Genomic DNA, 11835 nt, shown 5'->3' on the forward strand with positions numbered 1-11835 from the left:
AAATTTTAATTAAAATGGAGAAAGTAAGAGTACGTTTTGCTCCAAGTCCTACCGGACCTTTACACTTGGGAGGCGTAAGAACCGCATTATATGATTATCTTTTTGCTAAAAATCAGGGAGGTGAGTTTGTATTGAGAATTGAAGATACAGACACTGCGAGATATGTGGAGGGAGCAGAAGAATACATCGAGGAAGCCCTTGAATGGTGCGGAATTATTGCCGATGAAAGCCCTAAAAAAGGAGGGAAATTCGCTCCATACAGACAATCTGAAAGAAGAGATATTTACGACAGATATACAGAGCAGATCTTAAAAACAGATTATGCTTACATCGCTTTTGATACAGCTGAAGAATTAGACGCCATCCGCGCCGAATACGAGGCAAAAGGTGATGTTTTTTCGTATGACAACAAAACGAGAAACCGTTTGAAAAACAGCCTTGCCCTTTCTGAAGAAGAAGTTCAGAAATTGCTGGATGAAAAAACACCGTACGTGGTAAGATTCAAAATGCCGGTTGACAGAACGCTGAACCTTGAAGACATCATCCGTGGAAAGTCCTCTGTAAACACCAATACTTTGGACGATAAAGTGTTGGTGAAAAACGATGGAATGCCTACTTATCACTTCGCCAACATCATCGACGACCACGAAATGGAAATTTCTCACGTCATCCGTGGTGAAGAATGGTTGCCATCTTTAGGTCTGCACATTTTATTATATGAAGCGATGGGCTGGGAAGCGCCTCAGTTTGCGCACCTTTCTTTGATTTTAAAACCGGAAGGAAAAGGAAAATTAAGCAAAAGAGACGGTGATAAATTCGGATTCCCTGTCTTTCCTTTAAACTTTACTGATCCGGCAACAGGAAATATTTCCCAAGGATACAGAGAAAGCGGTTATCTTCCTGAAGCTTTCATCAATATGGTGGCACTTTTAGGCTGGTCTCCTGCCGATGATAAAGAGATTTTATCGTTGGAAGAAATGACGAAAGAATTTGATTTAAATAAAGTTCACAAGGCCGGAGCAAGATTCAGCAAAGAAAAAGCAGAATGGTTCAACCATCAGTATATTCAATTGAAATCTGACGAAGAATTGCTTCAAATTTTAAAAAAATCAGATTTAAATTTAAATATGGAAGATGAGAAATTGTTAAAAATTATTCATCTGATGAAAGAAAGAGCCACTTTCCCGAAAGATATCTACGAAAATGGAAAGTTTTTCTTCGAAGCACCAACTTCTTATGACGAAAAAGCTTCAAAAAAAGCCTGGAACGAAGAAACTTCTGCTATTTTGGGAGAATTAGCTGCAAATTTACAATCTGCTGATTTTAATGCTGAAAATTTAAAGCAAATTGTTCATGATTTCGCCGAAAACAAGGGCTTGGGAATGGGTAAAGTGATGATGCCGCTGCGTCTGGCCTTGGTTGGAGAACTGAAAGGTCCGGATGTTCCTGATATTCTGGAACTGCTTGGAAAAGAGGAAAGTATCTCCAGAATAAACAATGCGATCAATAATTTTAAATAGTTTTTCATAATTTTTCATAAATTTGAAAGATTTAATTTACTTCAAGAAATGGAATATTTAAGTTTCGAACTTCCTATAAAAGACCTGATGGATCAACTTCAGACTTGTTCTTTAGTAGGAGAAGAAAGTGGTGTTGATGTAAAATTAGCATGTAGCCAGATAGAGGACAAGATTATAGAAAAGAAAAAAGAAATCTATTCTAATCTTACCCCTTGGCAAAGAGTACAACTATCCCGTCATCCGGATCGTCCTTATACATTAGATTATATCAAAGGAATGGTAGACAAAGGAAGCTTTTTGGAGCTTCACGGAGACAGAAATTTCGCGGATGATCCTGCACTGATCGGTGGTTTAGCGACATTGGACGGTCAGAAAATAATGATCATAGGAACCCAAAAAGGGAGAACAACGAAAGAAAGACAGTACAGAAGATTCGGGATGCCGAATCCTGAAGGATACAGGAAAGCTTTAAGACTAATGAAGCTTGCTGAGAAATTCAACATTCCTGTGGTAACTTTGGTGGATACACCCGGAGCTTATCCAGGACTGGAAGCCGAAGAGAGAGGACAGGGTGAAGCTATCGCGAGAAACATTTTCGAAATGGTACAGCTTAAAACTCCAATCTTCACATATATCATCGGTGAAGGAGCAAGTGGCGGAGCATTGGGAATTGGTGTCGGAAACAAGGTATACATGTTAGAAAACACTTGGTACACGGTGATTGCGCCAGAAAGCTGCTCATCAATCCTTTGGAGAAACTGGGATCACAAAGAAGATGCTGCCAATGCATTGAATCTTACTCCAAAAGATGCTTTAAGAGAAAAATTCATTGACGGAATCATTGAAGAACCGCTTGGAGGAGCTCATTACGACCCTGAAACGACTTATTTAAATTTGAAAGCTTCAATCTTACAGAATATTAAAGCTTTTTCAAAATTCACAGGACAGGAACTTGAGACCCAGAGACAAGATAAATTTATTGCGATGGGGCAATTTAAAGGATAAAAACAAAAACGGTTAAGAAATTTCTTAACCGTTTTTTATTTAGCATTCTATAATTATTTAATCTTCTCTCAGATTCAACTCAATCTCAATATCTTTATTGATCTTCTTAATGGATGAATATTTGGCATCGCAAACCATGGTTGTCAACACATAATCCCCTTTATCTACCAGCAAAAAGTTTTGTCCGTTGGCCGGAACATCAAGATTGTAGTACCTTTTTCCGCTTATTTTTACAATCAGATTACATTTTGATTTATTTTTGATATTAATATAAGCTTCTTTGTCCATCGGGTCATTATTAAACATGTGGGTCAGAAGGGCTGCCGTTCTTTTATTTTTTTCACTTGGCTCGGCTTTTTTACTTGTAGAGCTCATGCTTGCATAGTTTACAGTTCTTTCCGGAGTCGATCCTGAATTGGCGGCAATTGTTTTAGCACTGTTCAGGCTGTTGTTATCTAACACCATTTGTTTTACTTTGTCTTCACTCAAAGGTTTGATGGTAGGTTTTGCTTCCGGAGAATTATTCGCCATGATCATTTGAATTAATTTCTTTTTGAAATAATCCGTTTTGGCGTGCCCTGGATTTTGCTTTAAAAATCCTGCAATAACTCTCGCTTCTGTAGTAGCTTCCGCATCATTTTCCGTGTAAATGATGATGGTTTCCTTTTCTACAATGGCTTTTGTTTTCGCTTTTTTCTTTTTTTGCGAAAAACCTAAGGTAAAAAGGCATAAAAATATGAGGAGAAATATTTTTTTCATTAATTAAACATTTAAAATTCTATTAAATATACAAATAACGCAAAAAGTCATTTTTTAGTTTATCATTAAAATCATTATCTTTGCACTGCTTTAAAATTAAGCTAAAAAATTAATACTAACACTTACAATAAAAAAATAATAGATATTATGTCTTATACACCAGCTGCTGCAGACGTAGCAAAATTGAGAAACCAGACAGGTGCAGGTATGATGGACTGCAAAAAAGCTTTAGTTGAAGCTGAAGGAGACTTCGAAAAAGCAGTAGATATCCTTAGGAAAAAAGGACAGAAAGTTGCTGCTAACAGAGCTGACAGAGACTCTTCTGAAGGAGCTGTGATCGCTAGAGTAAACGAAGACAACACATTAGGGACAATCATCTCTTTAAATTGTGAGACTGATTTCGTTGCTAAAAACGAAGCGTTCATCGAGCTTGCTTACGAATTAGCTGAAATGGCTATTTTCGCTGCTACTAAAGAAGAACTTTTAGCTACAGATTTCCACGGACTTACTGTTGCTGAAAAATTAGTTGAGCAAACAGGTGTTATCGGTGAAAAAATCGAGATCGGAGCTTTCGAAAGAATTACAGGGCCTTTCTTGGGAGCTTACATCCACGCTGGAAACAAAATCGCTGCAATCACTTCTCTTTCTGCTAAAGTAGATGGAGCTGACGAAGCTGCTAAGGCTGTTTCTATGCAGGTTGCTGCTATGAACCCTATCGCTCTTGACGAAAACGCTGTTTCTCAAGAAACTATCGATAAAGAATTAGAAATCGAAAGACACAAACTTACTGAAGAAGGGAAACCTGCCAACATTATCGACAATATTTTGAAAGGTAAAATGCAGAGATTCTACAAAGACAACACTTTGGTACACCAGGATTTTATTAAAGATAGCAGCATGTCTGTTGCTGATTATGTAAAGTCTGTAAATGCTGATCTTAAAGTAACAGGATTTGTAAGAGTAAGCTTATAATCTTTTTCAGATTTAAAAATATTGATCCCGGTGATTTTTTTCATCGGGATTTTTATTTCACGGAATTATGAGATTATTTTAAATATTAAAAATAAATTAAATTTTCAATAATTTAAGCCAATATCAGATTATAGTAGAATTTTTTATGTAAAATTTTGATTTTTAATACTTACATTTGCACCCCTTATTGAGAATCATGAAAAAACTTCTATTAACCATTTGTACTTTTCTTTGCTTATTATTCAATGCGCAGCTTGATACTGATCACTGGTTTGCCCCCATGTCTGCGAAAGCAGCAACGACCGGCCTTCAGGGATATCTATACCTGTCTACTAACGAAACTACACCATTTTCCGTTCAGATTTATAATAACAATACGCTTTTTACCACAGTACAGGTTAGTAAAGGAAATCCGGCCCAGGTAAGTATTCCCAATTATTTTTTAATTACTGAAAATCCCGGCGATCTTTTCATACCCAATGCAATGGGAATGTACGTAAAAGGTCCAAAGAAATTCTTCGCCAACTACAGATTTTCCCTACAAAACCACGCGGAAATCATTACGTCAAAAGGACTGGCCAGTCTTGGAACTACATTTTATGCAGGAATGGCGCCGATTACGGGTGTTGCTTATTATGTCAATTCAACCATTGGGATTACTGCAACAGAAGACAATACATCGGTAGTCGTTTCAGGATATAACCCGAATGTTGTTTTTTCTGACGGAAGTTCTTCTCCTACAAAAACAGTTACATTAAATAAAGGTCAATCCTATATCTTGGAGGCTGTAAGTACCGATTCTTTCTATAATCTTAACGGATTGGTCGGTGCAAAAATAGAAGCCACAAAACCAATTTCTGTCACGAACGGAAACTTTAATGGTATTTATACTTCTTTAAACTTCACCAACAACGATGTCTTAATGGATCAGGCAGTTCCTGTCGAAAGATTAGGAAAAGATTTTGTCGTAGTAAAGGGCAACGGCACTATTGCTTCCGAAATGGAAACCGCATTGGTAATTGCTACTGAAGACAATACCCAACTTACAATAAACGGTATAAGCTCCGGAATTATCCTGAATGCAGGACAATATTATATGGTTCCGAGCATGAATTATGTATATCAGGGAGGCAATGATAATTATAATATGGGGATTTCTTCCAACAAAAATATATACGTATACCAGTTATTGGCAGGAGTTTCCGGAAATACAGGAACGAATGAATATCCTACCGGTGGAATGAATTTTATTCCTCCTTTAAGCTGTTTTATGCCTAATAAAATTGATGAAATTGGGTTTATCAATAAAATCGGAAGCCAGTCTTACAATACCAAATTGAATATCATTACCCAGACCGGTGCTACCGTTACATTAAACGGCAATGCTATTGCTGCGGCAAACGGACCTTATCCTGTCAACGGAAATCCGAACTGGGTTACCTATTCTGTTCCCAATGTAACCGGGACAATTACTGTTAATTCCACAAAATCTGTAACTGCAGGAATCGCGGCCGGAAGCGGCGCAGTGGGTTATGGGGGTTATTTTGCAGGCTTTTCATCCATTCCTGCCATTTCAAAAACCGGAGACTGCTACACGGGAATTATATTACAGGTTGACAATTCTTACGATGGATATCAGTGGTATCTTAACGGAAACCCTATTCCGGGAGCGACTTCATTTTCTATTAACCCGGAATTATACGGAGCAGGAACATACACCTGCTTAATCACAAAAAACAATTGTGAATCAAAGCTTACAAATGGCTACAATTACACGGTGTGCCCTCCAATCACAACGACCACTTATACTATCGGATCTTGTAATACGAAAGTCATTTCACCGGTTTTCACAACTTCCACACAGACAATTGCTCCATCACATACAAGCATTATTTCAGCACCTATTTCGGGAACAGCAACCGTAAATCCTGTCACAGGGGAAATTTCCTACACACCCAATCCGGGACTTACAGCTGATACCACAGATACATTTATTTATTATGTAGAAGGAAACGGAAATCCTGCTGATTTTGAATATTTTAAAATCATTATTAATATTGATGTTCTACAGACCACCAACGGATCTCTTACATCGTGTGGTGACGCCAGTGGAAATGGTACTTTTGATCTTACTTCTGTGAGTGTTTCGCCGGATCCGGGAATTACTGTTCAATATTTTACAAATTCTGCTTTAGCGGGAACTCCAATTGCAATACCGGCCACTTACAGCGGGCCTGCCGGAACCATTTACGCCAATGTGACTTCCCAATACGGATGTATGAAAGTGGCTCAGATTACCTTGACTACTACCCCATCTCCGAATATTAATACAAGTAACTTCAATGCAACGCTTTGTGATGATAATTTTGATGGAATTGTTAATGTAAATTTCGCCAATATTTCTCCTGTGATTGTCACAAATTCTACGGGTTTTAATGTAAGATATTATTTAAATCAAACTGATGCTAATGCAGGAAACGCCAATACTTTACCTGCCAACTGGACATACACAGCCAATACAACGGTTTATGTAAGAGTAGATGCGCTTACAGGAAATTGTCCTGCTGCTTTTGGTCAGATTAATTTTAAAATAGGAAACAGAATCACTCTGCTTACCGGAACCGCAACTGCTGAAGTCTGCGACAATGATATCAGCGGTTCTGAAAGTGTAAACCTTAATGATTATAAAAACTTATTTACAGCGGATCCTGCTGTTATCCTGACATTCCATACTACTTTAGCAAATGCACAAGCCGGAACCAATGCAGTCTCGCCTATCCAGAACATTACTGCTGCAAGTACATTTTATATAAGATTTACAAGTCCAACCGAATGCCCAAGCACAGGAGTTCTGACAATTAATTTAAAAACTCCTAAAAAATCAGACAGGCTTCATGATCAGGTGGTTTGTCCTAATGAACAGGTCACTTTAGATGCAGGTCCAGGATTTACTTCTTATACCTGGAGTACGGGAGCTACAACGCAAACCGTTGCTGTGGGCGCCGGAAGTTATTATGTAGATTTAGGATTTAATGGCTGTATTTACCGTCAGCATGTTAATGTTACAACTACACAGGCTCCAACTATTACAAAAATTGAAGTTTCAGGATATAATGCTACTGTTTTTGTTTCAGGGGGAACTGCTCCATATCAATATTCTTTGAATGGAATTGATTATCAAACTTCTAATATCTTTACAGGATTGTCGAGAGGAATGCACACCGTCTATGTTTTAGGAGCCGACGGATGTACTCCGGTGATTAAAGAATTTTTAGTATTAAATCTTATCAATGCAATTACACCAAATGGAGATGGGCTTAATGATGTGTTAAATTATTCCGATCTTAGAATAAAACAAGATGTTTCGATAGAAGTGGTTGACCGTTATGGGGCTCCCGTTTACAGATCAACGAACAAAGATTACATCTGGGATGGAAAGCTCAACGGAAGGCCGCTGTCAACGGGAACTTATTGGTATTTACTGAGATGGGTTGAGCCGGATACCAAATTACCAGTTTCTTACTCAGGGTGGATATTAGTTAAAAATCGGGAATAATATTTTAACTTTCTTTACAATTTATTAACAATATTTCAAATATTATATTAAATTTGTAGAAATCCTAATTCCTAATATATGAAAAGATTTCTACTCAGCTTAGTATTAGTTTTTTTAACGATTAATACTCTCTTTGCCCAAAGGGACACAGAACATTGGTTTGCACCGATGATGTCCCGCGCTGGAATGACCTCACACGCCCAAGCGATATATTTCTCTACAGATTCTACAACACCGTTTCCTGTAGAAATTTATAACAACAATATTTTAATTGGTACCGTTACAATTTCCAAAAGCAATCCTCAGGTATTTAATTTACTTGCAACTACTCCGCCTCCGGGGCTCCCAGCTTCGGCGAACCTTGTAGCTACCACACAATCTGATCTTTTTACACCTATTACAAAAGGTATTTATACAAAAGCAACCAAACCTTATTATGCCAATCTTAGGCTTTCAATTACCAGCCACGGCGAGATTTTGGTATCTAAAGGAAAAGCAGGTATCGGTAAGAAGTTTTATGCTGCGGCTGCACCTATTACTGATCCTGGAAATACTCTTTATAATTTCACAACAGGGATCTTAGCAACTGAGAATAATACAGTCGTAACAGTGTCTGGATATTCTTCTTCGGTTGTTTTTTCTAACGGAAACACTGGTGCCACAACTCCATCAATGTCTTTTACATTGAATAAGGGGCAGTCTTACATTATTGAAGGACGTGGAACCCAGGCAGGAAACCAATCCGGTTTTATTGGTGCCAAAATTGAATCAGACAAGCCCGTTTCTGTAACGAACGGTAACTTTAACGGTCAATTTGCATGGGGACCTGTAGGTGGAAGTTCGGATATTATTATGGATCAATCTGTACCCGTAGACAGGCTTGGAAATGAGTTTGTTTTGGTAAAAGGAAATGGTAATATCACCGCCCAGATGGAAGATGCTTTGATTATTGCAACTGAAAACAACACAGAGGTACAAATCAATGGCGGCCCGGTAGTGGCAACCCTTAACGAAGGACAATTCTATAGAGTAAATGGCCCGAATAACACAACTCCGGCCAATAATGTCAACTATATCGATCAGGGTAACGGACATTATAATATGTACATTAAAACCAGTAAAAATGTATATGTTTATCAGCTTCTTGCAGGTCTTTCGACAAGTATTGCAACACTGGGATACAACTATATCCCGCCTTTGAACTGTTTCTTACCAAGAAAAATCGATGAAATAGCATTAATTAATGATCTAAACGGGAGTTTGAGTCCCGATATTAAATTAAATATTTTAACAGAAGCAGGAGCTGCAGTTAGCTATAGTGTTGGTGCCGGACCGGTAACTACTCCTACTGCGGCACAGGGGCCTTATCCTGTTACCGGAACCACAGCTTGGGTATCTTATTCCATTCCTGGATTATCTGGAAATGTAACTGTAAACTCTACAAAAGCCGTAACAGCCGGTATTGCCGGAGGTAGTGGTGCTGTAGGATATGGTGGATATTTTGCAGGATTCTCCTCAATTCCGGTTATTGCAAAACAATCGGGAGATTGTGTACCTGGAATTGTATTGGAAGTGGACGACAGCTTTGAAACCTATCAATGGTTCCTAAATGGTGTTGCCATTTCGGGAGCTACACTGGCTACTTATACACCAACACAGGCAGGAAACTATACGGTAAAAGTAACAATGGGAACATGTCCTCCTGTTACAACACCAGTCTATAAAGTATTCTCATGTATCAGAAATACAACAGCCAACTTAAATGCTTGTGCAACTAAAGTAATCACTCCTACATTCTCGTTCACTACGAGCCAGGTTCCGGTAGCTAGTACAGTAACTATTCTTACGTACCCTACTCACGGAACAGCTACACTGAACACATCAACAGGACAAATTACTTATATTCCAAACCCTGGATATCTTGGAGCGGATCAAATCGTTTATCAGTTCTGCGGTAACGCTACTGAATTCATTGACTGCGAACATGTAACTTTAAACTTAAATGTTGTTCCTTTCATCTTACAAGATGTTACGATTAAGGCCTGTCAGTATGACGGAAAAGGATTCTTTGATCTTACAACAGCTCCAGTTACATTACTCAATCCTGTAGTTAAGAAATTCTACCCTACACTGGCAGATCTGAATGCAGGAACCAATATGATTACAAATCCTACAAATTATCTTTCTGCAGCAGGCGCTGTTTATGTATTGGTAACAACAAGTGAAGGATGTACCGGAAGTGCAAAAATCACATTAGAATTCCTTCCTACACCGGTTGTAAACGAAGCTACATTAAGCGAATGCTTCCTTGAAAATGATGAAGCAAGAGCTAAATTTAATTTAACAATTGCAGTGGTTTCATCAGAAACCCCAATCACTAAAAAGTATTATCCTACATTCGTGGATGCAAGCAACGGAACTAATGAAATTCTTATTGCTAATGAATATATTTCAGGAAATGGTGCTGCTTACGTAAGAGTATACAACAGCCAGGGATGTTATGCCATTGCTAAGGTTAACTTAAAAGTGATTCCGCCTAAGAGATCCCCTCTTTTAGTAGATAAAACAATTTGTATCGACGCAAGAACAAATCTTGACGCAGGTCCAGGTTATGCATCTTACGAATGGAATACTGGAGCCACCACTCAGGTTTTACCGGGTGCTACTGTGGGTGAGTATTGGGTAATTCTTGAAGACAACGGATGTTTTGTGAAGCAGTTTGTAAGCGTTAAAAAAGCTACAGACCCTGTAATTACAGAACTTGAAATTTCCAACAATACGGTAACAGTACATGTATCGGGTGGAAAAGGACCTTATCAGTATGCGGTGGATTCACCTACAAACTGGCAGGATTCTAATGTATTCACAGGTCTTTCCAGAGGTCAGCATACATTCTATGTGAGAGATGCTTATAACTGTACACCAATCTCAGTAGAAATTACAGTACCGAACCTTATCAATACAATTACACCAAACGGAGACAACAAGAACGACTTTATCGATTACAGCGAGTTGGCTTATAAAGACAATCTCTCTTTCGTAATCTATGACAGATATGGTAACAAGATCTTCACTGGTGATAAATTCAACAACTACAAATGGGACGGTAAACATTATGATAAAAAATTAGTAACCGGAACATATTGGTATCATATCAATTGGAATGAACCAAATAAAGCAAAAACTCCAATTAAATACACTGGTTGGATTTTGGTAAAAAACATAGACTAAAATTTATATTATAAATTTTGAACCACGCTTTAATAGCGTGGTTTTTTTGTGCCGTTTTCGCAAAGGTTAAACATTAAATCAATAGAAATGTATTAATTAAAACAATAAAAAGAGAGAAAAATAATATTTCAAACAAAATAAATTAAAATTATTATGATATAATCTTAGTTTTATATATAATTTTATCAACTGTAAATAAAATAACCAATTTAATTAATTTATTGATAATAAAAACATAAATACATTGAGATATTAAAAAATATTCTATTTTTGCGCATTCTAACACACTATGCTATGAAAAGATGTTTACTCTCTTTTGTATTACTATTTCTAACAATTAATACAGTCTTTGCCCAGAAAGATACAGAACATTGGTTTGCACCGTATTTCGATTCTACCCTGACCGGTTTTGGCCGATATGTACATGCTCTTTACCTCTCTACAGACTCCACAACTCCGTTTGATGTAAACATTTACAATAACAATGTTGTCATCGGAACAGTGACTATCAGCAAAGGAAATCCACAATCTTTTACTGTAGATGCAGCTTTTATCAGGACTGATGATAAATGGAACACTTTAAAACCAATCAATTTAGGAATTTATACGAAGGGAGATAAACCTTACCTTGCTTCATTAAGGGTAGCACAATTGGTTTGATATAAGCTGGAATGAGCCCAACCGTAAGCAAACCGCAGTAAAGTATTCCGGATGGATTCTGGTGAAAAACAGAGAATAATCTTTAAAATATAAATATTTTAATCATGATTTTTAATCGTGGTTTTTTTATTT

The 11835-nt window shown here is 37.5% G+C and carries 7 protein-coding genes; 6 read left to right on the forward strand and 1 reads right to left on the reverse strand.

From position 1 onward, the window contains the following. The first annotated feature begins 14 nt into the window (after positions 1-14). Both gltX and ATE47_RS13760 read left to right on the forward strand, forming a co-directional pair. On the forward strand, positions 15-1520 hold the full coding sequence (gltX, locus tag ATE47_RS13755; RefSeq protein ID WP_062162502.1) for a glutamate--tRNA ligase: 1506 nt from the start codon (positions 15-17) through the stop codon (positions 1518-1520). Between the two features lie 48 nt (positions 1521-1568). Next, the gene (locus tag ATE47_RS13760; protein ID WP_062162503.1) at positions 1569-2525 is read left to right on the forward strand and encodes an acetyl-CoA carboxylase carboxyltransferase subunit alpha; all 957 of its coding nucleotides are present in this window, start codon (positions 1569-1571) and stop codon (positions 2523-2525) included. 57 nt (positions 2526-2582) lie between these two features. On the opposite strand, the gene ATE47_RS13765 is transcribed toward ATE47_RS13760, so the two are convergent. Further along, positions 2583-3284 (reverse strand): DUF6759 domain-containing protein, encoded by a 702-nt coding sequence (locus ATE47_RS13765; RefSeq protein WP_062162504.1) that lies wholly within the window; start codon positions 3282-3284, stop codon positions 2583-2585. Positions 3285-3431: 147 nt separating this feature from the next. On the opposite strand from ATE47_RS13765, the gene tsf reads away from it, so the two are divergent. The 4 genes from tsf (at position 3432) to ATE47_RS13785 (ending at position 11703) form a co-directional block, all read left to right on the forward strand. After that, positions 3432-4256 carry a translation elongation factor Ts gene (gene tsf / locus ATE47_RS13770; protein ID WP_062162505.1) on the forward strand — a complete coding sequence of 275 codons (825 nt, stop codon included), beginning with the start codon at positions 3432-3434 and terminating at the stop codon, positions 4254-4256. 196 nt (positions 4257-4452) lie between these two features. After that, positions 4453-7812 (forward strand): T9SS type B sorting domain-containing protein, encoded by a 3360-nt coding sequence (locus tag ATE47_RS13775; protein WP_062162506.1) that lies wholly within the window; start codon positions 4453-4455, stop codon positions 7810-7812. Between the two features lie 78 nt (positions 7813-7890). Then, positions 7891-11043 carry a T9SS type B sorting domain-containing protein gene (locus ATE47_RS13780; RefSeq protein WP_062162507.1) on the forward strand — a complete coding sequence of 1051 codons (3153 nt, stop codon included), beginning with the start codon at positions 7891-7893 and terminating at the stop codon, positions 11041-11043. Between the two features lie 294 nt (positions 11044-11337). Then, entirely contained in the window at positions 11338-11703 is a 366-nt protein-coding gene (locus tag ATE47_RS13785; protein ID WP_062162508.1) for a hypothetical protein, read from the forward strand. Positions 11704-11835 lie beyond the last annotated feature (132 nt).

This window comes from Chryseobacterium sp. IHB B 17019 (genome assembly GCF_001456155.1).
In the GTDB taxonomy this organism is placed as follows: domain Bacteria; phylum Bacteroidota; class Bacteroidia; order Flavobacteriales; family Weeksellaceae; genus Chryseobacterium.

What these genes read in the sequence shown, in the direction of transcription:
- gltX (WP_062162502.1), top strand. Translation starts at nt 15, where the DNA reads ATGGAGAAAGTAAGAGTACGTTTTGCTCCAAGTCCTACCGGACCTTTA.
- ATE47_RS13760 (WP_062162503.1), top strand. Translation starts at nt 1,569, where the DNA reads ATGGAATATTTAAGTTTCGAACTTCCTATAAAAGACCTGATGGATCAA.
- ATE47_RS13765 (WP_062162504.1), bottom strand. Translation starts at nt 3,284, where the DNA reads ATGAAAAAAATATTTCTCCTCATATTTTTATGCCTTTTTACCTTAGGT.
- tsf (WP_062162505.1), top strand. Translation starts at nt 3,432, where the DNA reads ATGTCTTATACACCAGCTGCTGCAGACGTAGCAAAATTGAGAAACCAG.
- ATE47_RS13775 (WP_062162506.1), top strand. Translation starts at nt 4,453, where the DNA reads ATGAAAAAACTTCTATTAACCATTTGTACTTTTCTTTGCTTATTATTC.
- ATE47_RS13780 (WP_062162507.1), top strand. Translation starts at nt 7,891, where the DNA reads ATGAAAAGATTTCTACTCAGCTTAGTATTAGTTTTTTTAACGATTAAT.
- ATE47_RS13785 (WP_062162508.1), top strand. Translation starts at nt 11,338, where the DNA reads ATGAAAAGATGTTTACTCTCTTTTGTATTACTATTTCTAACAATTAAT.